The organism is Mycobacterium sp. 4D054, assembly GCF_052245755.1.
Classification (GTDB): Bacteria; Actinomycetota; Actinomycetes; order Mycobacteriales; family Mycobacteriaceae; genus Mycobacterium.
The window spans coordinates 217525-239905 of sequence record NZ_JBQQCF010000002.1 but is presented as its reverse complement, the minus strand read 5'-3'; the positions used below and the strand labels follow the sequence as shown (position 1 = coordinate 239905).

The following is a 22381-nucleotide window of genomic DNA, read 5'->3' as shown; positions in this document are numbered from 1 at the left end:
ACGGCGCCATCGGCTGACTACTTCAGCGTCTGGCCCGCATCCAACGGGATCGCGGCGCCGGTCAGATAGCGGCCCGACGGCCCACACAGGTAGACCATCGTGTCGCTGACGTGGTGCGGTTCCATCATCGGCAGTTGCAGTAGCGCCTGCTGCGCGGCGCTGAACGACGGGTGCTCGCCGGCCCACTCGGCCAGTGCCTCGTTGAGCACCATCGGCGTGGCCACGCCGCCGGGGTGCACGGAGTTGACCCGGACGTTCTTCTCGGCCAGCGAGCGGGCGAAGTGGCGCATGACCCCGACGACGCCGTGCTTGGCGGCGGTGTAGCCGGCCGCGCCGTGGTTCATGGTGGCGAATTCGGTACTCACGGAGGTGAACCCGGCTGCCGAACTGGTGATCACGATCGCGCCGCCGTCTGGGTTGCGCAGCAGCGCGGGCAGGGCGGCCTCGATGGTGAAATACACCCCGTTCAGCATCACGGCGATCGCGTCGGTGAACGCGGTGATGTCGCGGCCCTGCGCTCCGGCGGCAGGAAGAATGCCGGCGTTGGCGAGTACGAAGTCGAGCCGGCCGAATTCTGCCACTCCCTTGGCCACCACGTCGGCGAGCCGGTTCCGGTCGCGGACGTCGCCCTGCTCGGCCACGATCCGGCGGCCGGTCTTCTCGACCAACCGCACCGTCTCGTCAAGGTCCTCGGGGGTGGCCATCGGGTAGGCGACGCACTCGAGTTGGTCGCACAGATCCAGCGCGATGACGTCGGCGCCCTCCTCGGCGAACCGAACGGCATGGGCGCGGCCCTGGCCGCGTGCCGCGCCGGTGATGAAAACGACCTTGTCCTGCAGGACCTGCGGTGCCATGACCGCCCAGCCTACCGAGTAGGCCCAAGGTCTACGGCGGTCCGTAGTAGGCCTGTGTCAGAATGACCGTTGACTGTCAGCCCGATCATGAGGAGCAGCCGTGGCAAGCACCGAGGTGGAACGACGCACTGGTGTCGACGTCGAGGACGTGCCGTCTGCCGAATGGGGCTGGTCGACGGAGAACTACCGCTTCTACCAGATCGGTGGGCTGCTGGTGGCGGGCTTCCTGCTGCTGATGATCCACGGCAATCACACCGGACGGGTGGAGGACTGGTTCATGGTCGGCTTCGCGGCCGTGGTGCTCGCGTTCGTCGCGCGCAGCTGGTACATCCACCGCCACCGCGACACGCAGTAACGGCGGGCGCCGGCGTCCACTAGCGATTCGGGAGCGGCACCAGATCGGCGCCGTCCGGCGGATACCAGAGCGCCGCGCTGACGAATTCCTCGACGGTCAGATCGGCAACGATCTGACCGGTTGTCTGCAATGCCCTGCTCTTGAACGCACGGGCGGCGGCACTGAGCCGGTGCCTTACCCGGTCGAATCGTCCGTCGGGACCGAACGAGCCCGCATCGCCCCAGACGGTGATCTCGGCGCGGGCAGCGTCGGCCAGAGCCGACATTTCTGCCCGCAACCCGGCGTTCTCCCGCAGCACTCGCGCGTCCATCGCCACGGCCGCGCCTGCGGTACCGCACAGCGCCTCGAGGAGGGACTCCTGCACCTCGACGTCAACCCCGAGGATCCTCAGGGCCCGGGTGTCGTGGCCCGGCGGAATCGTGACGGTGACCTGCCAGCCCGCCCGCGCGCGGTCGCACAGCCAACCGCCCGCGGCGCCGACCACGCCGTCGACGTCGGCGGCGAACACGGTCAGGTCGTAGGTGCGCAGGGTCTCGCCGGCGATGCGAACCCCGGACCGCCGTCGTTCGAACTGCGCGAAGTCGTCTGTCTCGAACGTCCGGCCTCTCACCGTCTGCCTCCAGTATGCGTCGCGCATCGCGTGACACTCCAGACAGGGTGACATTTTAGAGTCGATCTGTAAAGTCTCCATCCGATTTCCGCGCGCAGCGGCAGGACCTGCGACGCCGCGAAAGCGCGCGCCGATCAACAGGTTCCGAGGTTCAGAGGGCCGGAGCCAGCGGCAGGGTCTTCTCGACAGGTGTCAGCTTGTCTGACAGACCGGCCGCGGCGCGAATCTCGGCAAACGAGGCGATCAGCGCGTCGGTCGCCTCATGCGGGTCTTTCAGCGTCCGGTCGTCGGTGAGCACCGAGATCGACAGCTGGTCGACATAGCTCCACACCGTGATGTTCATCCCGCTGCCCGCGACGATCGGCCCCACCGAGTAGATCTCGTCCACGACCGCACCCTCCATCACCCCCCGCTCCTTCGGGCCCGGCACGTTGGAGATGGTCAGGTTCATCACCATCGCGGACTCCACCCGGCGGGCCTGCGTCCGGAAGATCGGCGGAGTGGCGGCCGGCGGCAGATAGGTCAACCAGGACGGCAGCAGTGTCGGCCCGAGCAGGCTGTGGTTCTCCTTCGCGATGGCGGTCGCGGTCGCGGTCAGCCGCACCCGCGCGATGGGATCGGGTACATGAACCGGTAAAGATGGTGTCATGTAAGTGAATTCGTTACCGACGAGCCGCCCGGGTGAGGTGTCGAAACTGACGGGCACACCCGCGATCAACGGCGAGTCGGCCTTCTTGTCGTAGCGCAGCTGCAGTTCACGTAGAGCTCCGGCCGCCGTGGCGAGCACGATGTCGTTGAGGGTGACCCCGAGGTGTCGGGCGGTCTCCTTGACGTCCGCGAGCGCCAGCGGGGCGGTGGCGAAGCGGCGGCCCGGCGTCACCACATGGTTGAGAAAGGTCGGCGGCGGCGCGAAGTTGCGCGCCAGGTCGGGATGCCGGCCACGCTCGCGGGCCTGCCTGCGCACCCGCGAGACACCGGCGGCGGTTTCGTTGACCAACCTGGGCAGCCGGCGCAGCTGACGCACGTGATCGCGGGCCGCGGCCTTGAGTAGGGCGCGCGGCGCTGTCGAGTCCGGGGGCGCCTCGGCGAGCTGACCCCCCACCTCGGGCTCGCGGGGCTGGATCGCCATCGCTAGCTGGTTCGCCGACGCGACACCGTCGGCGAGCACGTGATGTACCTTGTGGATCACGGCGATCCTGTTGTCCGCCAATCCTTCTGCGACATACATCTCCCACAGCGGGTATCGGCGGTCCAGCGGCGTGCTCGCGATCTCGCCGATGAGCTGGTCGAGCTCGCGCCGCCCGCCGGGAGCCGGCACCCGCGCTCGGCGGATGTGGTAGTCGACGTCGATCTGCGCGTTCTGCACCCACATCGGGTGATGGAACTTCAGCGGTATGTCCACCAGCTGGTAGCGCAACGGCGCCAGCGCGTGCAGCCGCGGCAGCGCGGCCCGGCGGAAGAACTCGAAGTCGAAGCCGTCGACGGCGGTCACATCGAGCACGCCGACCTTCAAGGTGTGCATGTGGATTTCCGGCGTCTCGCTGTAGAGCATCATGGCGTCCACGCCGTTGAGTCGTTTCACCCGCCACCTCGTTCGTCGTCCACCCGGCCTGCAGCGTGGTACCCGTTTCGTCGATTTTCGCCACTTCGCCGGTGCGCGGTCGCCCGAATCGCCGTTCCCGCGGGGGCGATGTCAGGAATGTCTCACCGTCCGGGCCCTCGAAGACGGACGCTGCTGTGACAATCCACCAGGAGTTTGTAAACTCCTGCAGGACGTCGCCGAGCGAAGGGAAACCGCTGTGATTTGTCCGAGAGTTGTTGGGGCCGGGGAATTTCGATGAGCCTGGTGGCCGGGCACGGTCCACTCAGCCGGGAGCGTGCCGGTCGGTTCAGTCCGCCGGTCGCCGGAGACCTGGTCTACCTTGAGCCGCATCCGCGGCGCGTACAGGCGTTTCTCGACGGCCTTTCGGTGATCGACACCGAGGACGCGTGGATGGTGCACCGCAGGGGTGCGCCGCTGAGCTACGCGTTCCGATCCGCCGACATCGGCGAGCTGCCGAGCACGCCGGTTCCAGAGCTGCCCGGTTATGTCGTGGTGGCCTGGACCGCGGTCGACACCTGGCTGGAAGAGGGGCGCCGTCTGGTGCACTACCCGCCCAACCCGTACCACCGGGTGGACTGCCGCCCCACCGCACGGAGACTGCGGGTGACCGTAGGGGGCAGCACGCTCGTCGACACCGACGACACGGTGATCGTGTTCGAGACGGCGCTGCAGCCTCTGCTCTACGTGGCCCCGGCGTTCGTCCGAACGGACGCGCTGCGGCGGTCGGACACCACCAGTTACTGCAACTACAAGGGCTACGCCACGTACTGGACCGCGGTCGTCGAGGGGACCGTCGTGGAGGACGTGGCGTGGAGCTATGCGGACCCGCTGCCCGAGAGCCTGGGAATCAAAGACATGCTCAGTTTCGACGGCGACAAGGTCGACATGACCGCCGACCTGCCGGGATCAGTTGCGGCCCGCTAGGGTCGACGTCTTGTGACAGGTGTCAAACAGAGCTGGATCGCCGATCTAGTGCGGTTCGATCGCCGCGACGACGTATTTGTGGCCTGCCCGGCGGCCGCCGGTCCCGGGTCGCGGTTGTTCGGCGGTCTGATCGCCGCGCAGGCGCTGGCGGCGGCCGGCGCCACGGTCGGCGCCGGCAAGCTGCCTCAGTCGCTACACCTGTGTTTCGTGCGGGGCGGCCGCTACGGGGTCGAGGTCGAACTCCACGTGGAGCGCACCCGGGACGGGCGCTCCTTCGACACCCGCCGCGTCACCGCGATCCAGCAGGGCGCAGTGATCCTGGAGATGATCGCGTCGTTCCACGTCCCCGAGCCCGGCCCCGATGAGCACCCCACCCCGGCGCAGTCGGTGACCCTGACCCGAAGCAGGGGGCAAGGAACCGGACATCGAGTTCGCCGACCGCTTCGACATCCGCACCAGGCCCGACGACGATTCGGTGTTCGCGGTACCGCCGTTCTGGATCCGCACCCGCGACGAGATCGAGGACGACCCGCTGATCCGGGCATGCACGCTGACGTTCCTGTCCGACTTCGGTCCGGTGCCGGTGGCGCGGCCGTCCGGGGCGCCGCTGGAGCCGGAAGCAGGGTCGGGGACCTTTGCGGCCAGCCTGGACCACTCAGTGTGGTTCCACCGGCCCTTCACACCGCACAACTGGCACCGCTACGAGGTGCATCGGCTCAACGTCGGCGATTCCCGCGGCCTGGTCCAGGGCTCGCTCTACGACACCGCCGGCACGTTGATCGCCACCACGACGCAGGAGGCGCTGTGGCGGTTGTGACCCGATAGGGGCTCGGCGGCAGTGTCGCTTCGGTAGGTTCGGCCGGGTGTCGACGTTGACGAACCGACAGATCGTGTTGCGCCACCGACCGCACGGGTTGGTCGCCCCCGGTGACACCGAACTGGTGACCGCCCCCGTGCCAGAACCCGCCGACGGTGAGGCACTGGTGCGTACGACGTACGTGGGCATCGATGCGGCGGTGCGGACCTGGCTCGACGATCAGCCGAGCTACCTTCCCCCGGTGCAGCTCGGCGAGGTGATCCGCGCGGCGGGGATCGGCGAGGTCGTCGAATCCCGTTGTGCCGCATACGCGGTCGGGGACATCGTGACCACGCTGACCGGGTTCCAGGAATACACGATCGTCCGCGACGACCTCTTCACCACACCGGTGCCGGGCCCCGGCGACCAGGTGGATCAGCTCGCGGTGATGTCCATCTACGGCCCCACCGGCGCCACCGCGTACTTCGGCATGACGGGCATCGGACGTCCGCAACCGGGCGAGACGGTCGTGGTGTCGGCCGCCGCCGGGGCCACCGGCTCGGTCGCCGGGCAGATCGCCAAGATCGCGGGCGCGCGGGTGGTGGGCATCGCCGGCGGCCCGCACAAATGCCGTGCGGTGGTGGAGGACTTCGGCTTCGACGCCTGCATCGACTACCGCAACGATGACCTGCGCGCGGCGCTGCGGGAGCACTGCCCGCGTGGGGTCGACGTGTATTTCGACAACGTCGGCGGCCCGATCCTTGACGCGGTGCTCGGCCGGCTCGCCCAGAAGGCGCGGGTGGTGCTCTGCGGGGTCATCTCCAGCTACCTCACCGGTGAGCATCCGGGGCCGGCCAACTACGTCAATCTGCTGTCCAAGACCGCGATGATGCAGGGATTCAACGCCCTCGACGAATGGGGCCGCTTCGACGAGGCGTTCGCGGCGCTGCGGAGCTGGGAGGAGCAGGGGCTGATCACCCACCGCGAGCACATCTTCGACGGCATCGAGTCCTGCGTCGACGCACTCAACGGTTTGTTCACCGGAGCCAACATCGGCAAGACCCTTGTCAAGGTCGCCGGGTGACCGGCATCGATGCGACGCGTGTCGCGGCTACTACGCCCCGATGACCGATCCGCCGAACTCCTCGATGGCCTCCAGCGTGTGCGCGAGGCTGTCCCCCGGCACGCTCACCTGAATCCAGGTGACTCCGGCCTTCTCGAGATCGGCGACGCCGGAGAGGAACTCGTCGGCGTTGAAGTCCGCGGCACCGGGAGCGCCACCCGCATCGTTGGTGAACGTGATGTCGATGTCCGACGGATCGCGGCCCTCGCCCTCCAGGCGACGGCGCAGATCGTCCACACCGGCCTGGAGATGGTCCACCGTCTCCAACGGCGCCGTACGGGCGGTCTGCGCCAGCACAGCCGGGGCCCGGAACGGACACCAGCCCTGCGCGTACCTCGCGACGCGCGCCCGCGCGGCCGAGGTGTTGCCACCCACCCAGATCGGCGGATGCGGAGCGCTGACCGGCCTCGGATGCGCGGTGATGCCTGTGGCGCTGAAATGCTTGCCGTCGAAGGTGATGTCATCGGTGGTCCAGACCTCGCGGATCACCTGCAACGCCTCTTCGAAGCGTACCGCCCGCTCGTCGAAATCCACACCAAGGGCGCTGAATTCGCGCTTGAGGTAGCCCACGCCCACCGCGAGGGTGAACCTGCCTTCGGAGATCAGGTCCAGCGTCGCACCGGCTTTGGCCACGACAAAGGGGTTGCGGTACGGCAGCACCACGATGTTGGGGATCAGCCGCAGCGTCGTGGTGTGGGCGGCGGCGAATCCCATCGCCACGAAAGGATCGAGTGCGTCGTGCCCACCGGCCTCCAGCCACCGTTGGGTCGGCGCGGGATGGTCGGTGAAGCCGAAGCCGGCGAACCCTGCCTTCTCGGCGGCCGCGGCCACCTTCGCGATCCCCGCGCCCGTGACGAGCTCGGGATTGTAGGGATGGCTGTGCATCGGATGGGTGATCGCGAACCGCATGGGCAGCCCTTTACGTCTCGTCGTCGTCAGAATTTGCTTCTCACTTTGCGAGAATGTCGTTACCATGCAGGCGACCGAAAGTACAGCACTGTCGATGGGGAGGGTGATGAGCAGGCCGGAGATCGGCATCTACCTGCCTCAAATGGGCTTCTCATTCGACGAGGTGTTGCACCGCGCCCGACGCTGCGAAGAACTCGGGATCGAATCGCTGTGGCTCTACGACCACCTGTACGGGCCCGGCATGCCCGACTATCCGTCGATGGAGGCCTGGACGCTGGCCACCGCGCTGCTCAGCCGCACCGACCGTCTGCGGGTCGGACATATGGTGCTGTGCAATCAGTTTCGGCATCCGGTCACGCTGGCCAAGATGGCCACCACGCTGGATCAGATCTCCGGCGGCCGGCTGAGCCTGGGCATCGGCAGCGGATCGATCGAGGACGAACACCGCCGGGCCGGTCTGCCGTGGGGCACCTTCGCCGAACGCTCCGAACAGCTCGGCGAGACATTGCAGATCTTGCATCAGGCCTTCACCGACGAGCGGATCGACTTTGCGGGCAAGCATTTCACCGTGCCCGACATGCCGATCAAACCGGGAGCGGTGCAGCAGCCGCGGCCCCCCATCGTCGTGGGCGGCGTCGGCGAGAAGTTCACGCTCCCTCTGGTGGCGCGATATGCCGACGTGTGGAACGTACCGACCTACGCACTGGGCCAGATCAAGGAGAAGATCGCGGCCCTGCGGTCCATCTGCGACGACGTCGGCCGCGACCCGGACACCATCACGCTCTCCATCGAGGCCGTGATGGCACTCGCGCCGGACGACGCCGCGCTGCCGAAGGTGCGAGGCCTGGCGGAAAAGCGGTTCGGTGGTGAAGGTTTCGGGCTACACGACACCGACTTGATCGGCACGCCGGCAGTGATGGTCGATCGGCTCGGGGCGCTGGTCGAGATGGGCTTCGGGCAGATCGTGCTTTTCACGCACGATCGGGGTTCCGATCAAACGCTCGAACTGCTGGCAGGGGAAGTGATTCCCCAGCTCTGATCACGCTTCGGTTTCGGTGCCCGCCAGGCGCTTCACGCATGCTTATCCACAATTGGCGAATCGGTTCACAGCCGGCCAACTACCGACCTGATTCGTCACAGCCCGCCGGTAGAATCGCACACATGTTCGAAGTATCGGTTCCGGAGCCCGGCCAGCTCACCGGGCTCTCGGATGCCGAGCTCATCGACGCCGCCGCGACCACCTCGCGGATGGAGAACGCGGTGTGTGCCCGCAAGCTGGCGGTGATGGCCGAACTGTTCACCCGCCGCGTCGACCTCGCCCCCGAAGACCGACTGGACTGGTGGGTCGACCCCGAAGCCGCGGTCACCGCCGAACTGGCCGCGGCGTATCGGATCACCCACGGGTTGGCGCTGCACCAGGCCTACCGCGCGGTGGAGCTGCGCGACCGCCTCCCCAAACTCGGGGCGCTGTTCCTGCAGGGGCTGATCAGCGAGATGTTGGTGCGCGCGATCATCACCCGCACCGACCTGATCACCGACCCGGACTTGATCGCCGCCGTCGACGCCGATCTGGCCGCCGACATCCTCGGCTGGGGACCGTTGTCGGTGAAAAAGACCGAAGCCGAGATCGACACCATCGTCGAACGCCACGACCCCGACGCCGTGCGCCAAAGCCGTGGAGGCGACTTGGGGCGCACGATCGAGTTCGGCAACCTCGGTGACGCGCCTGGGTTCACCACGGTGTGGGCGCGGATGTTCGACGGTGACGCCGCTGCTGGGGAACGCACCCTGACCGCGATGGCCTACAGCGTCTGCGACGCCGATCCCCGCACCCTCGACGACCGCCGCAAGGACGCCCTGGCCGCCCTGTTCCACGGGATCACCACCCTGGCCTGCCGCTGCGGCAACGGTGATTGCGAGGCTGCCACCAACCCCCGCCCAGTGCGCGAGATCATCGTCTACGCCCTCACCGACCACACCACCAAGCAGCAGGCAGACACCGACCGGGCGCCCGCCGAACTGCGCGACGACCCGCCCGGCGGCGCCGAGTCTGACGGGCCGCGGGGTGGGGGCACGGCGGCCACACCGCGGCGCAGCGCACCCACCCTGGTCCCGGGGCGCTCGGGCTATATCTTCGGGGCCGGGTTCATGCCTGCGCCGTTCTTCGACGCCATGCTCGACGGCGCCAAAATCCGCGAAGTCGTCCACCCCGGCAATTCCGGGCCGCAGCCTCGCTACACCCCGTCGGCCGCGCTTGCTGAGTTCGTGCGTTGCCGCGATCTGACCTGTCGCTTCCCCGGCTGTGACCAACCTGCCACCACCGCTGACATCGACCACACCGTCCCGCACCCTGTCGGGCCCACGCACGCGTCAAAGCTTAGGTGCTAGTAAACTACCCTCATGGCGAAGGTAAAGAGTCCAGGTCAGCGCGTCGGGGTGCGGTCAGTGGCGATCTATGCCCGAATTTCGGCGGATGTGGAGGGCACCGGGCTCGGGGTGGCGCGGCAGTTGGAAGATTGCCGCAAGCTCGCCGCCGATCGGGGCTGGCCGATCGGCGATGAATATGTCGACAACGACGTTTCGGCCTACTCCGGTAAGCCGCGCCGCGAGTATGCCCGCATGTTGGCCGACCTGACATCCGGTGCCCGGGATGCGGTGATCGTGTACAACCTCGATCGGCTGCACCGCCGGCCAGTCGAACTGGAAGAATTCGTGACGCTGTGTGAATCGTCGGGCGTGCGCGATGTCGCTACCGTGACCGCCGACATTGACCTGGGTAATGATGACGGGCTGTTCATGGCCCGCATCTTTGCCGCGTTTGCTGCCAAAGAATCCGGGCGCAAATCCGCCCGCGTGCGTCGCAAGCTGTTGCAGAACGCCGAACAAGGACTGCCGCACGGCTCGGTACGCCCATTCGGGTACGAGTCCGACAAGATCACCCTGCGCGACGCTGAGGCCAAGGTCATTCGCGAGATGGTCGACCGCTACCTGGCCGGCGCCTCGATCCGGTCATTGACCATCTGGCTCAACGATGCCGGCATTGCCCCGGCCGTCGCGAAGTCGTGGCAGACCTCCGCGGTACGCCAAATCCTTACCTCCGGGCGTATCGCTGGCCTGCGCGAGCACCACGGCGAGGTGATCGGCCCCGCGACCTGGACAGCGATCATCACTCCGGCCGAACGCGACCGCATCTTGGCCCGCATGGCGACCCGGGCACTGACCAAAACCCGCGCCCCACGCACCTACCTTCTGTCGGGCATGTTGCGCTGCGGGCGCTGCGGGAATCGATTGTTTTCCCAAGCACGCCACAGCAATCCAGACAACCGGGTCCGCCGCTACGTGTGTTTGAAAGGCCCCGATCACGGCGGCTGCGGCCGTCTGACGGTGGTGGCGTCGCCGGTCGAGGAACTGCTCACTGATGCTGTGTTGACCCGGTTGGACTCCCCGCAGCTCGCGGAGGCATTGGCAGGTAAGTCCAGTGTGGATGCTGATGTCGCCGCATTGGCGACCCAGCTGGAAGCCGACCAGGCCCGCTTGGATGAGCTTGCCGGACTGTATGCCGCCGGCGCGGTGTCTGCGCGGGAATGGATTGCCGCCCGCGACCCCATCACCGAGCGGATCGCCCAGGCTCGCCGCGACATCGCGCACGCTACCGACACTAGCTCGGTGGTGGATCTGGCTGGCTGCGGCGAGGTGCTGCGCGGCCAATGGGACGACCTCGACATCGACCGCCAACAAGCCATCATCAAATCAGTGCTCGATCACGCCGTCATCGCACCCGGCAACCCCGGCTCGCGCAGCCTCGACATCAATCGCGTCCAGCCAGCGTGGCGCATCTAGATGTCGTTCGGCGTGCCGTTGGCTTCTCGGATTTGAGCCAGCGTCGGTCGATCGCCAGTTCGCCCGGGGACGCGCCCACCGAGCGAGCGGCTGGCCAGGTCGGCGACGATTGACACGTATCGACGCGCTTCTCGTGCGGCTTTGCTTGCGCCCCAGAAACACTCCACTGGGAACCCTCCGCTTGCCGAACGTTTCAGGTGTGTCGTGGATATTGGTACCCGTCGCGGAGATCGGGCCGAGAGTCGATGTGTGCCCACAACTTTGACGAGTACGTTTTGTCCCTGCGGATGGTGTCGACGAGGTCGGCGAGCATCACCAGCCATGCCCATGGTGAGGCTGTCTGATATAGCTGCGGCTCGACGTGCTTGAATTTGTTGAGTACTGGTGGCGGGACGTCGGGAACGCGATGCCATACACGTGAGTGGTGAGCGCAGATGTTGCGCAGGACGACCATCGATCTCATGAGTGATGCGGTAAATCCGGAGTGGGGAAACCCGAAGGTTTTGCACACGGCGGTGCGCACGGTGTGCTGATCGAGCAGTCCATACATCTTCGACAGTGTTCCGAAGCTGAACACCTCCACCGCTGCCCATACCGGCGGCGTCTCGTTCTTTGCGGTGTGATGCGCCACGAATTTCTCTTTTGAGCGGGTGAGTTCGTCGTGGATGTCGGCGATCAGCAAATCGCGAAGAACGTTGCCGTAGCGGTCTCGCCTGTCGATGTAGGACGCCGGTTCCAGATAGCTATCCACCGGCATATGCATTGCGATGTAGTAGGCAAAGCGCGAACGGAAGGTCACTTCCAGGATCGACAGTCCCTCCATCAGGATGCAGCGAAGTTCGTGGTCGAAAGTGTAGGTCGCAGTGATCTGTGCCACGGTGCCGCCGGCGGTGAACCGGTTGTCCCCGTGTCCGGGCCGGACCTGGAAGTATCTCCAGTAACCCGAGAGTCGGTAGTAGTTGTTGTCGATCAGCAGGCGTACCGCTGCGTGGTACTCGGCCTTGCGCTGCTCGTAATCGTCGTCCGGTGGCAGCGGGATGGGCAGTCCTCGTTGGACCAGCAGCTCGATCTGCTTGTCAATCGGCAGTGCGGGTTTGGCCATTCCGGGGATACTAGCCAATAAAAAGCCCCGCCTGGTTGGGGAAGCTTGCGCTCTAGCCCTGGCGGGGTCTGTTAACTACAACCTACACGACTTTGGCGACAATGAAAACTGCCCGTGCATCGCGATGTTCACCACTGTAGATCACAGTATGTCGGGGAGGTTACCCGCTGTTGACCGTTCGTATGCATCGAAATGCCTGATGAGGTCGGTGTTCCGATGCCCACCAGTTGAGCGTCGGGGCCGACGAACGTCGGGGGCAGATACGACGTCATCGCTCGGGTAACCGTGTGCCGACCGAGGGGTCTGCCCGGCCAGCGGCGGGACTAGCAATGGGGACGACCCCGTCTGCCCGAGCAGTCGCGACGTGGTCACAGCGAACGGTGCGTTGCTGGGCATCTTCACGCCGGAACGTGATCCGCCGAGACCGTTCTCAGACGCACGAGGCAAGCACGCGGCGGCCAGCGTGCCTAGCCGATAGACAGCCTGCGCGAGATGGTGGTGTGCGCCCCCGTTCGGGATCAGTATCCACGTAGATCTTTGATCTCCGGGGGAACGTTGGTTGCGTGCTGTTTTGTCCAGGTGCCGTCGTTGTCGGGCGCGACGTGGAAGGTTCCTACGTCGCTGGACAGGATCCACAGCTGATTAGGTTCTGTCGATAGCCAGGTGAACAGCACGCCGTGGCGGGTGCTGTAGGCGGCATCGTCGCGGTAGACCTCGTTGCCGTCTTTGTCGCGGATGACATCGACCAACGTTTTCACGGTGTTCTGAGGAGCGCCGTCCTCGGCGTAGGCGGTATAGAGCCCTGATGGCGAGGGTTTCGGTTCGCCGGGGCGCACGGCGCGCTCATCGGTCTCGCTGTCGCGACCGAAGAGGCCGCAGCCCACAACGGCCGCAGCTACGGCGAGTACCAGCGTCACAGTGGTGACGATTCGGAATGTCATTGGTACGGGTAGCCTTTCGCGGTGACCAAAGCTCCGCTTTGGTCGAGGACAAACTCGGTTTGACTGTGCCAGCCGATGTGAATCTGGTAAGGGTGCGCCTGACCGAGGGTGATGATCTCGGCGATTCGGTCTTTGAACGTGTCCGTCGCATACTGAGCGTTGGCATCGATGATGTCGTTCCACTGATAGCCGCCGTCGACCGTCACCTTGTACGTGCCGGCGGATAGCGGTTCCACGTGGGTTGTCCCGTTGATTCTGAAGCCGCCCGCGTCATCGTTGGTGCCGTTGAGGTACTGGTATCCGGTGATGGATTCGCCGTTCTGCGTTGTCGCCGCGAACTGCGCAGAGTAGTCACGCTGCGCCCCGTGGCCGGCCAAGTACTCGTTGAGTGACTGTTGCGCCTGGCCACGTACCTGGCCGTCGAGTTCTCGGGCCAGCCCGTTGTGGTCCATCATGTACTGCGACCATTCGGGGTTGTCCTGGATGGTCCAGTCACGGCCACCGCCAACCAGGTAGCGATCGAGGATGGCCCGTCCCGCCCAGTCGCTGTCGAGCCAGTCAGCGCCGCCGCTGTCTCCGCCTTCGGGTCGCCGGAACAAGCCATCGTCGCGCACCCGCCGCCCGTACTCGCCGTCGGGATCGCGTTCGCGTCCGTCGGGATGGCGGGCGTCCCGATCGCGGGTTTCGCTGTCGACGAGCTGGACGGTGCCGTCGTGGCCACCGTTCTCCTCGACGAAGGTGATTCCGTCGAGTTCGGTGGCTTTGGCGGTGATCCGCCGGCCGATTAGGGTGTCGGTGGCTACGAGTTGTTCAGTGTTCCACCGGATGTTCTCGGTGTGCTCGGCGGCGGCAGTGTGGCGGGCGGCGATGGTCGACAAATCGAGGCGCCGAGTATCGGTCACGCTCAAGTCGTCGCCGACCCGAAACCCGTCGGCTTCGGCTTCGGCGATCGCTTCCAGCGCAGCCCGCTGGGCCGCCCGCAGATCGTCGGCGCCGGCCTGCGCTAGGTCGGCAGCGGCGCGCACGGTGTCACCGGCCGCGCGTACGACGTTGGTGTCCTGTGTGACCCGGTCGAGTGCGGCGTCTTTGGCGGTGCCTTCCCAGTCGGTGCCACCGGGCGCGGCGATGTTGCGGCGGTGCTGTTCGAACAGTTCCTCAGATTCACTGGCTGATATTCGCCATCGCGCTGCCGCGTGCTCAAGGTGGGTCCTGTCCCAGGTTTCGATCTGTGAGCGCGTCAGTAGCGCACCTACTGGTGTTGTCACCGCGCTCATATAGTCCTCGTCACGTTCTCGGCGGCGGCCTCGTCGCTGTGGGTGTACACCGTCGCCGCGGTCCGCAGATCACTGCCCTGGCCCGCGACCCGTCGGGATTGGCCAACCCGCAGCGCGGCCAGCGCGCGGTCCAGCGCCGCCACACCAGCATGGCTTGGCTGGCTCCCTCCTGCGTTACCACCGGAGTCGGTGGCAAGTCCTTGCGCGATCTCCGCACTGCCGACCGCAGCCTTATCGAGCCCCGCCGCGTCAACGGCCAGCCGATCTGTCACCACATCCCCCTCGACCACAGATAGCTATCCAGCACAGTATCACCTGACCACCACACTGTTCGCCAGCGTCGACGGGTTTGCTGTCACTCGATATGGCCCGCATAGGACCGGGTCGGACAGCCATCCCGACCGAGGAAACGGTGCCGTGCTCGTGGGGGCAGGGTGAAGAAGGTGAACGGCACGCCTTCGCTGGGCCAGAGGGCGCCATGCCGCATCAGCCAAGCGGCTTCAGCACTCACTGATTGTCTGAAGCTCCCCCGGCAGTGGTCGGGCGTCGACCGGCCGCAGTTCTTCGACGATCGTCTCGACTGCGCCTTGTTGGCGCATCGCCTCCGCGCGGTGCTGACCGTTCATGAACCTCAAGGGCTCGCCCGGTTCGCGGATGAGGCTGATCGGGTCCCACCACAACGACCGCGCGGCCTCAGCGATATCTGCCGGCAGGTCCGCGGGCAGATCGTGTTCGCTGCTGCCCTGCAGGGCAGCGATGCTGGCTGCGGCCCAGTCGACGGCCAGGTAACGCCCCATGTCTCGGAACGGCTGGCTGCCGGGGAGTTCACGCACCGGGATACGCCGGAGCACGACGGCATGGGTGGGAGGCGGCGGGGTGTAAGGGACGTATCCCCCGCCATGATCCCACTGGGCGCCCAGACGGTGCAGTGTTGCCAGTTCCTCGGCGTCGACCTCCCGGCAATGCGCGAACCTACCCTGGGTGTCGTAGTCGATCGCGACGACGTTCGGCCAGCCCTTGTAGCGAAGACGCGGGTTGAGCAGGTTGAAGATGAGGGTCGGCGGCGCTGTGTGCTTGCCGAAGAACTCCGCCCAGATGGTGCGTCGGTAGGCTTCGGCGGCGTTAACGTGACTGGCGCCGCGGTCACCGTCGCGCAAGGTGATCAGTGCCAGGCCGTGTCCCCGTTCGTCGCGGAACGCCTGGACGCGGGAAGTGGCGACAGCGTCGAGATGCCACATGTGGATGTCGGCCGTGCGGCCGGGGCGCTGCCACAATCTGCGCAGCGTTGCTGCTGCGTGGCGATGCCAACCAGTCATGAGATCAATTCTGACGGTGCGGCGCCCACCGTGGGTGCGACGCGCCGTGTCCTGCCGTAGCGAAGGGACGCGTGGTCATGTTGTGGCGATCTTCGGACACCGTGAGCAGGGAATCCCACCAGCGACCGCCACACCAATGCGGTCGCCGGCGGGCCGTTGGCCGGGGGGTTTTCTGGCCGCGACTGATGGTGCGCGGCGGCCAGGGGCTGGCGTCAAGGCGCGAACCGGGGTTCGCCCGCGTTGCAGCTGTGGCCTGGACATCAGCCCCCGCCCACCGCAAAGTGTCGTGATGCGCCCAGAGACCGAAAACAATGCTTGACCGGGCAACCTATCGGTAGTGCTCGCCCACGTTCGGTCAGGTGCTGCGCAGCAGGGTGGCGATATCGGCGAGAACAGCCGGGTTGGTGATGGTGACCGCGAGCTGTTGCCGCTCACAAGACTGCACAAGCCAGGCGGTGAATTCTTCACGACTGTAGGACTTTTCACTTTGGTGGTTGCTCACGTGCGCCTGTGGGTTAGCCATCGGGCACCTCGCCCTGCATGTCACGACGCTGGTTCTGTAGCGCTTCGCACGCAGTGCGTCGTTGCTGGATGCGGTGTAGTGCGGCGGTGATGGTCAGGGTGCGCTCACCGAGGCTGGTGTGGCCGGCGCGGTCGAACTCCCACGCCACCAGTTCATCGCCGTCCCCGTCTTGGGTGACCGGGTTGTGCTGGTGTGCAGTATTTTTCGCGTTCTGTTCGCGGGTCCAGGTGGCGCGATGTTGGCGTAGTGCGGTCATTGTGGTCGAGTAGCGGCGGGATTTGCTGGTGATGTGACCTCGGAACCCGAGGGTGTGCAGCCAGCGCCTGACGCCGCTGAGTCCTCTGTCGGCGAGATCGCTGATGGTGGTCAGGATTGCGCGCACATGCTCGGACACGTCCAGGTCGGGTATGGCTTCGGTGGACAGGCGGCGGGCGCTGATGCCGAGGTCGGCTAGGGATTTGGTGACGTATTTGGCGAGGTAGCGCGCTACCCGCCGGCCAGACAGTGACCGACCGGTCGACGAATCCTGCTCTGGTGACACCTTCTTCACCGGATCGGTGGGTGTGATGGGGCGGGTGTCGATTTGGCCGCCGAAGAGGATCACCCGCACGCCATCGTCCGCGCAGGGGTCGTTGACGGTCAGGCTGACGCTGCGGGCGGCGTGCTGGATGATCGCGGCGAGCTCGGTTGCGCCCACGGGTGATTCCCAGTCACTCTGCTGACTGTCGTCGTGGGGGTCCAGCCGGATCAGGGTGTGGATGTGTGGGATGGCGCGGGCTTGCAGTTCAACGACTTTGAGGAAGCTCACCCGGATCCAGTCGGGGTCGACCCCGACGGCTTTTAGGTTCTTGCGGAGTGCGCGGCGCAGGGCGATGGTGAATCGTCGCCACAGTTCGGGCAGGTGCCAGGTGAACAGCACGTGCCCGACATAGTCATAGCATTCGGCACACAATGGCTGACCGACCTGGTCGTCATCATCGTCATGGACAGTGCTGCACCACAACGGTTTTCCGTGGCGGCAGCGCTGATAGCCACCGGTGCGATGGTGGTCCCGACACACCCGCTGCTTGTGCGCGCTATCGCCTGTGGTGTGGACGGGGCCGAAGCTGGGCGCGGTCAGCGTGAGGAACACTTGCGGGCGATCGGCCACCGTGATGGGCATGTCGTGGTGGCCGCCGGCGGCACCGGCGTGCACGAGTTGCCAGGTGTCGCGGGCGTAGAGGTCCGAGCAGGAGGGGCAGATGTGGGCGCGGCGGTTGTTGCACCGCGTCCATACCACCCGCTGCCGCCCGTATTCATCGGCGCCGACCAGTTGGATGGGGTGGGCGCAGAAGCCGACCGATTCCGCACGCCGCCACCATGATTCGTACCCCATCGAGGCCGCGCGGCGCACCATCTCATCGATCACTGTGGCGGTGTCGACCGTATCCGGAATGCCGGGCAGGGCGAGTTGTGGTGGTGTGGGGTTATTCACCAGTGCCCTCGTTCGGCGTCCGGCCGCTGTCGGTGCTGCGTGGCCGCTGGTTGTGTGTCGGCCGCCGAGCGGGGCGCGGGAACTGTGTGGCGAGGGTGGTGATGTCGTGGTCGGTGACGTGGAAGGCCCGTACCCGCACGGGTTGGGTGGTTCCGTCGATGAGCATGTAGCCCACGCCCGGGGTGGCGTCGGAGATGCGGTCGCATTCCGCCCCGGCATCGCGGGCGCCTTGTCCGAGGACCATGGTGGTTTGGGTGGCTTCGGTCAGCCGCAGCCCGATCCGGACGGTGAACAGCTGCCGCACCGGGAGAGTGTCTTTGGCGGGGTCTTGCACCGCGGCCACCACCGAAATCCCCACCGCCCGGCCTTGGGAGAGCAGTAGCCCGAGCAGTTGTTCGATTTCGGTGCGGATCTTGCGGTCGGTCACATAGGCGGTGAGTGCGGCGATCTCATCGATCACCACCACAAACAACGGCTCAGATGGGGTCGGGGTGTGCAGCCGGGTGTGGCCGCGCAGCCGATTGGCCCGCTCGTGCATCACCGTGACGAGCGTGCGCAGGAGTTCGAGGGTGGTGTCGGTGGCGTCGTGGCTGAATACCGTGAACATGGGTGCGCCGGCGCCCAGTTCCATGCCGCCTTTGGGGTCGATGACACACAACCGGACCAGGCCGGTCTTGATCCCGGGCGCGATCCCGGCGATCAGCGACCACAACACGCTGCCTTTACCCGCGCCGGTCGCGCCCGCGACCAGGAGGTGATGCCCCAACAGCGGCATGTGCCAGGGGTGGCGGGTTTCGGTGATCCCGACCCGCACTGACTCCAGATCCACCGGTGTGGCCGGGGTGGGCATCGGTAGGGCGATCGGGTCGGCCAGCACATCCCCGCGCATCAGCGTGATCCGCAGTTCGCCGGGCGCGGTGGCGGTGATGGTGATCCGGTCGGCGCGCCAGGCCGCGGCCAGCGCCTCGGATTGTTTGTGCCAATCTGTCGGGGAGTGGCCGGTGACGATCCGCACCGCCAGCACATCGGTGGTTCTTCCGATCGTTACGGTGCGCAGGGTTGGTGTGAGGGTGCGGTCACCGAGTTTTGCGGTCAGTCCGTGCAGGGTGCATGTCGATTCCCAGGCGCGGGTGTAGCGCGACCAGGTCAACCAGCGGCGCCGTACCGGTTCGGTCACCCACGAGCGAAACGACCGCGGGTCCAGCCACGCCCACCCCGCATACCCGGCGCAGAACACGATCGCACAGACGATCCCGCCGCGGGGTCCGTGGGTGATGCCGAGCGCCAGGCTGGCGATGATCGGGAGACTGATGGCGGGGAACAGCACCGCCCACCACAGCAAGTATCCCGCGGCGGTGAAGAGTGACATGACCAGATCCCCGAGCCAGTCGTCATTGTCAGATTGAGTGTTGTTGGTGTTCTTATTGTTTGAAGTCATTGCAGGTGCCCTTCGTGAGCGAAGTGGTCGACGACAGACCCGGGGCCGGGCGTGACACGCTCTTGGTGCCGCGCCTCGGCCGCGGGGTGTTATTTCTGGGTGCGCGACCCCTGCTCACCTGTCGTGGCGCCGGTGATGGCATCGGCGCGGAAGGCCACGCCGCTGCGATCACCTTGCGCCCAGGGGATGGCGACCAGGCTGGTCACCGACACCGGTTGGGTGACCGTGACGTTCGGGTCTCCGGCTACCGTCACGTTCAACACTTCGCCGCCGGTGTCGTCCAATGCCAGCAGCTGCACCGAATGCTGGGGCAGGCCGGTGGAGGTGTCGATTTTGGGGCTGCCCGTCTCGAAGTTGAGTCGCGGCTCGGCCGCCCGGGTGACGATGAACCGTGTCCCGGAGGTATCGATTCTCAAACGCATTGTTCTGCTGTCCTTTACTGGGTTGTGGTGTGCGGTCGTGTGTGCCGCGATCCCAGGACAGCCCTCGGGTGGTGGTCGCCGGAAGTGACAGCCAGTAACAGCCGGTAGCACCCCGACACGCGCACGGCAGTGCTGAGCTGCGCTGATGTGTCAGGCATGATCGAAAGATGGCCGCCGCCGATCCGAACCGTGCGCGCAACGCGCAGCGGCTTCGCGATGCGCGCGCCGAGTACGGGTTCAGCCTCAATGAGCTGGCTGTGGAGGTGCAGAACGTTCGCCGGCTACGCGGCGATACCGAGATCCCGCAGCGGGAATCGTTGCGTCAGATGATTCTGAGTATCGAGCGTGGCGGTGCGTTCGGCGACATGTGGCGCGCCGATTTGGCCGCGGTGTTTGGCCGCGAGCCTGATGAATTGTTCAGCGTGCCGATCGCCTCACCGCTGCCGCACCCGTTGTTGTTGCGGCTGCCTGTCGACGAGGACATCCTGGCGGTGATCACGGCGCAACGCTCGGCGCATATTGAGGCCGAACATGCTCTCGGCCCGCAGCACGCCCGCCCGTTGGTGGAACGTGATCTCGATACCGTCGAAGCCCTCATCAAAACGGCGCCGCGACGGCTCAAACGCGCGGTGACTGAGGCGGCCGGAACGATCGCCGAGGTGGCCGGCTGGATCGCCCAAGACCTCGGTGATCACGCCGCCGCCCAAACTTTGACGCATAAGGCGTTTCTGCACCTGCGGATGGCCAGCCCCGAGGTGCAGGCGATGATCTTGATGCGCCAATCCAACATTCTGGCCCACAGTGAGGCGAGTCTGGCCGTCGATCTGGCCGCCGACGCCGCCGAACTCGTCGAGGGCCGCGAAGCGGGGCGCTTGAAGGCCAGCATTGCCCGCCAGCAGGCCCTGGCCGCGCTGCACAATGGTGATGAACGCAGTTTCTACCGGCACGCTGCCGCCGCACTCGATCTCGGTGATATCGACCCGGTGCCTGGTGATCGGGCCCCCTATGCCCACGCCGCCTATGTGGCCAGCGACATCGCCGCCGGGCATCTACGGCTCGGCAACAACGACAAGGCGCTGGAACTGCTCACCGGTCATCACGCGCAGTGGACCTCCCAGCAGCATCGCGACCGCGCCGTGGCCGATATGCGGCTGCTGCACGCCTACATCGCTGTGCGCGAATACCGCCTCGCGCTGGTGTTGGCCGACACCGCGATCCCCGCCTACCAATCAGCACCCTCACAACGCGCGCACCGACATCTTGCCCGGGCACACACGCTCGTGCGTAACCGCCGCCGCAACGACGCCGACCCGCTGCTACAAGCACTCGGTGCACGCATCCGAAACGCCACCCAAGGAGACCCGTCGTGAGCCACGACATCATCCCCGACCTCACCACCACCGACCCCGCCGCGACCAGCGCGGTCGCGGTGCTGCCGGTGGGGGCCTTCGAGCAGCACGGCCCCCACCTACCGTTGGGCACCGACACCCTGATCGCCTGCGCGATCACCGCAGCCATCACCGAGCACCACCAGGTTCTAGCGCTGCCGCCGATCACGTTCGGCTGCTCACATGAACACGCTGCCTACCCCGGCACCATCAGTATCAGCGCCACCACCCTGGCCGCGATCATCGCCGATATCGGCCAGTCCCTGACCGGCCAGGGCATGCGTGGGTTGATTGTGGTGAACGCGCACGGCGGCAACGCCGTGCTCACCAATGTCGTGCAGCAAGCCAACCAGCCCGCCGGCCCGCTGAACGTGGGCCTGTATCCGAGTCGTGAAGACTGGACCGAGGCCCGCACTGCCGCCGCCATCACCAGCAGCAACCACGACGATATGCACGCCGGCGAACTCGAAACCTCCATCCTCCTCGCCAGCCACCCCGACTACCTGCGCGACGGCTGGGCACAGACCGATCACACCGCCACCGACCGGCGCCACCTGACCACCCTCGGCATCAGCGCCTACACCACCACCGGCGTCATCGGCTACCCCTCACTGGCGACCGAAGCCAAAGGGCACGCCGCCCTCGACCACCTCGGCTGCCACGCCGCCACCCTCATCGACCTCCTCACCATGGTGCGCCGAACCTAGGCACCGCAGCGCAGCAAGGCCCCCGCCACCTGCCGGAACACAGCACTGCCACGAACCGAAACAGCCCCTGGTGTATCCCGAAACGAGGCGTCGCCCCCAGCCTTAACGACAGGGGGCGACTTCAGACAAGCCTCAGACTAAAGCGGCCGAACACCGCTCCCGAGGATCGCGGCGCGCGCGTTTCTCGACAAACAGCGGAACGAAATCCCGGATCCGACTCGCATCGAACCGCGCATACGCCCGCCGCACCGCAGCATCAATGTCCACGCGGGTAGTGCCAGGAAAATCCTGCACCAGCGTGCCCGTGATCTCCATCAGTAGCGTCTGCTCGGCCACCGCACTCATCACCCACCAGCATCCCCACACCACGGCAGCGCCGTCAACACACCGCAGCCAGCGCACGGACCTGTGCCGACGACCTCACAGCCACCGACACCGGGCCGAATCACCGAACGCTCTCGGCAGTCGTGTCCACCACCGCACTGGCACGTCGTCGCCCACGCACGCCATCACCTCATCTCTGACCACGGTTCCGTCACTTTGGCGGCTCCCTGCGGGCTTCGCTTCGCTCCCTGTGCTCCCGTCCGCTGGCGCTCCCGTCCGCGCCGGTCGCTACGCTTCACCCTCCGTCCGCCGCCCGTACGACCAAGCAGCCAGGACAATCATCCGACGCCCGCAGATCAACAGCCACCGCGACGATCCACAGCCTCATCGCGTCCGCCAGCACGACAACCGCCACCGGCAACCCAGTCGACAGCCCGCCCGGCAGTGGCAACACGAGC

Annotated in this window: 21 protein-coding genes and 2 pseudogenes; 9 read left to right on the top strand and 14 right to left on the bottom strand. The window is 66.4% G+C overall.

Translation table 11 applies throughout. From position 1 onward, the window contains the following. Nucleotides 1-17: 17 nt before the first annotated feature. Nucleotides 18-854, bottom strand: a complete 837-nt coding sequence (locus ACTWP6_RS02670) for a mycofactocin-coupled SDR family oxidoreductase (protein WP_260751527.1) — start codon at nt 852-854, stop codon at nt 18-20. Between the two features lie 100 nt (nt 855-954). On the opposite strand from ACTWP6_RS02670, the gene ACTWP6_RS02665 reads away from it, so the two are divergent. Further along, nucleotides 955-1209: a DUF2631 domain-containing protein gene (locus ACTWP6_RS02665; protein ID WP_260751526.1), complete on the top strand. Its 255-nt coding sequence runs from the start codon at nt 955-957 to the stop codon at nt 1207-1209. 19 nt (nt 1210-1228) lie between these two features. Here the strand turns inward: ACTWP6_RS02665 and ACTWP6_RS02660 are convergent, their stop codons facing one another. Both ACTWP6_RS02660 and ACTWP6_RS02655 read right to left on the bottom strand, forming a co-directional pair. Beyond that, nucleotides 1229-1819 (bottom strand): hypothetical protein, encoded by a 591-nt coding sequence (locus ACTWP6_RS02660; protein WP_443186752.1) that lies wholly within the window; start codon nt 1817-1819, stop codon nt 1229-1231. Between the two features lie 151 nt (nt 1820-1970). Further along, nucleotides 1971-3401, bottom strand: coding sequence for a WS/DGAT/MGAT family O-acyltransferase (locus ACTWP6_RS02655; protein WP_443186751.1), 1431 nt, complete (start codon nt 3399-3401; stop codon nt 1971-1973). 255 nt (nt 3402-3656) lie between these two features. On the opposite strand from ACTWP6_RS02655, the gene ACTWP6_RS02650 reads away from it, so the two are divergent. From ACTWP6_RS02650 to ACTWP6_RS02640, 3 genes and pseudogenes are all read left to right on the top strand, one after another. After that, nucleotides 3657-4346: a DUF427 domain-containing protein gene (locus ACTWP6_RS02650; RefSeq protein WP_443186750.1), complete on the top strand. Its 690-nt coding sequence runs from the start codon at nt 3657-3659 to the stop codon at nt 4344-4346. A gap of 12 nt (nt 4347-4358) precedes the next feature. Then, nucleotides 4359-5163, top strand: a pseudogene (locus ACTWP6_RS02645) (acyl-CoA thioesterase). 46 nt (nt 5164-5209) lie between these two features. Next, nucleotides 5210-6226: an NADP-dependent oxidoreductase gene (locus tag ACTWP6_RS02640; protein WP_260751518.1), complete on the top strand. Its 1017-nt coding sequence runs from the start codon at nt 5210-5212 to the stop codon at nt 6224-6226. A gap of 30 nt (nt 6227-6256) precedes the next feature. On the opposite strand, the gene ACTWP6_RS02635 is transcribed toward ACTWP6_RS02640, so the two are convergent. Further along, nucleotides 6257-7174 carry an LLM class F420-dependent oxidoreductase gene (locus ACTWP6_RS02635; RefSeq protein WP_260751516.1) on the bottom strand — a complete coding sequence of 306 codons (918 nt, stop codon included), beginning with the start codon at nt 7172-7174 and terminating at the stop codon, nt 6257-6259. A gap of 106 nt (nt 7175-7280) precedes the next feature. On the opposite strand from ACTWP6_RS02635, the gene ACTWP6_RS02630 reads away from it, so the two are divergent. The 3 genes and pseudogenes from ACTWP6_RS02630 (at nt 7281) to ACTWP6_RS02620 (ending at nt 11014) form a co-directional block, all read left to right on the top strand. Further along, nucleotides 7281-8213 carry an LLM class flavin-dependent oxidoreductase gene (locus ACTWP6_RS02630; RefSeq protein WP_260751515.1) on the top strand — a complete coding sequence of 311 codons (933 nt, stop codon included), beginning with the start codon at nt 7281-7283 and terminating at the stop codon, nt 8211-8213. Nucleotides 8214-8335: 122 nt separating this feature from the next. Next, nucleotides 8336-9559: pseudogene (locus ACTWP6_RS02625) on the top strand (DUF222 domain-containing protein); the annotation flags it as partial. A gap of 15 nt (nt 9560-9574) precedes the next feature. Next, nucleotides 9575-11014, top strand: a complete 1440-nt coding sequence (locus ACTWP6_RS02620; RefSeq protein WP_073908059.1) for a recombinase family protein — start codon at nt 9575-9577, stop codon at nt 11012-11014. Nucleotides 11015-11207: 193 nt separating this feature from the next. Here ACTWP6_RS02620 and ACTWP6_RS02615 read toward each other — a convergent pair whose 3' ends face one another. The 9 genes from ACTWP6_RS02615 to ACTWP6_RS02575 all read right to left on the bottom strand — a co-directional run bounded on the left by ACTWP6_RS02615 (nt 11208) and on the right by ACTWP6_RS02575 (nt 19504). Continuing rightward, nucleotides 11208-12116: an Abi family protein gene (locus ACTWP6_RS02615; protein ID WP_051558597.1), complete on the bottom strand. Its 909-nt coding sequence runs from the start codon at nt 12114-12116 to the stop codon at nt 11208-11210. Between the two features lie 518 nt (nt 12117-12634). Next, nucleotides 12635-13033, bottom strand: a complete 399-nt coding sequence (locus ACTWP6_RS02610; protein WP_185291709.1) for a hypothetical protein — start codon at nt 13031-13033, stop codon at nt 12635-12637. Between the two features lie 20 nt (nt 13034-13053). Further along, the gene (locus tag ACTWP6_RS02605) at nt 13054-14331 is read right to left on the bottom strand and encodes a hypothetical protein (RefSeq protein ID WP_067991401.1); all 1278 of its coding nucleotides are present in this window, start codon (nt 14329-14331) and stop codon (nt 13054-13056) included. After that, complete coding sequence (locus ACTWP6_RS02600) at nt 14328-14603, bottom strand: hypothetical protein (protein ID WP_036376325.1); 276 nt, start codon at nt 14601-14603, stop codon at nt 14328-14330. Before ACTWP6_RS02600 ends, ACTWP6_RS02605 begins: the two co-directional genes overlap by 4 nt. A gap of 228 nt (nt 14604-14831) precedes the next feature. Further along, entirely contained in the window at nt 14832-15647 is an 816-nt protein-coding gene (locus ACTWP6_RS02595) for a hypothetical protein (RefSeq protein WP_051558595.1), read from the bottom strand. Between the two features lie 355 nt (nt 15648-16002). After that, nucleotides 16003-16170, bottom strand: coding sequence for a hypothetical protein (locus ACTWP6_RS02590; RefSeq protein ID WP_165804665.1), 168 nt, complete (start codon nt 16168-16170; stop codon nt 16003-16005). Then, on the bottom strand, nt 16163-17644 hold the full coding sequence (locus ACTWP6_RS02585; RefSeq protein ID WP_229480067.1) for a replication initiator: 1482 nt from the start codon (nt 17642-17644) through the stop codon (nt 16163-16165). Before ACTWP6_RS02585 ends, ACTWP6_RS02590 begins: the two co-directional genes overlap by 8 nt. Further along, on the bottom strand, nt 17637-19082 hold the full coding sequence (locus ACTWP6_RS02580; RefSeq protein ID WP_036376246.1) for an FtsK/SpoIIIE domain-containing protein: 1446 nt from the start codon (nt 19080-19082) through the stop codon (nt 17637-17639). The genes ACTWP6_RS02585 and ACTWP6_RS02580 overlap by 8 nt, the downstream gene beginning before the upstream one ends. An 89-nt stretch (nt 19083-19171) precedes the next feature. Further along, the gene (locus ACTWP6_RS02575) at nt 19172-19504 is read right to left on the bottom strand and encodes a hypothetical protein (RefSeq protein WP_036376243.1); all 333 of its coding nucleotides are present in this window, start codon (nt 19502-19504) and stop codon (nt 19172-19174) included. Between the two features lie 167 nt (nt 19505-19671). Between ACTWP6_RS02575 and ACTWP6_RS02570 the strand changes: the two genes are divergently transcribed. Together ACTWP6_RS02570 and ACTWP6_RS02565 are read left to right on the top strand one after the other, a co-directional pair. Then, nucleotides 19672-20874: a hypothetical protein gene (locus ACTWP6_RS02570; protein WP_067991398.1), complete on the top strand. Its 1203-nt coding sequence runs from the start codon at nt 19672-19674 to the stop codon at nt 20872-20874. Further along, complete coding sequence (locus ACTWP6_RS02565) at nt 20871-21599, top strand: creatininase family protein (protein WP_036376238.1); 729 nt, start codon at nt 20871-20873, stop codon at nt 21597-21599. Before ACTWP6_RS02570 ends, ACTWP6_RS02565 begins: the two co-directional genes overlap by 4 nt. 132 nt (nt 21600-21731) lie before the next feature. On the opposite strand, the gene ACTWP6_RS02560 is transcribed toward ACTWP6_RS02565, so the two are convergent. Beyond that, entirely contained in the window at nt 21732-21944 is a 213-nt protein-coding gene (locus ACTWP6_RS02560) for a three-helix bundle dimerization domain-containing protein (protein WP_036376236.1), read from the bottom strand. Nucleotides 21945-22381 lie beyond the last annotated feature (437 nt).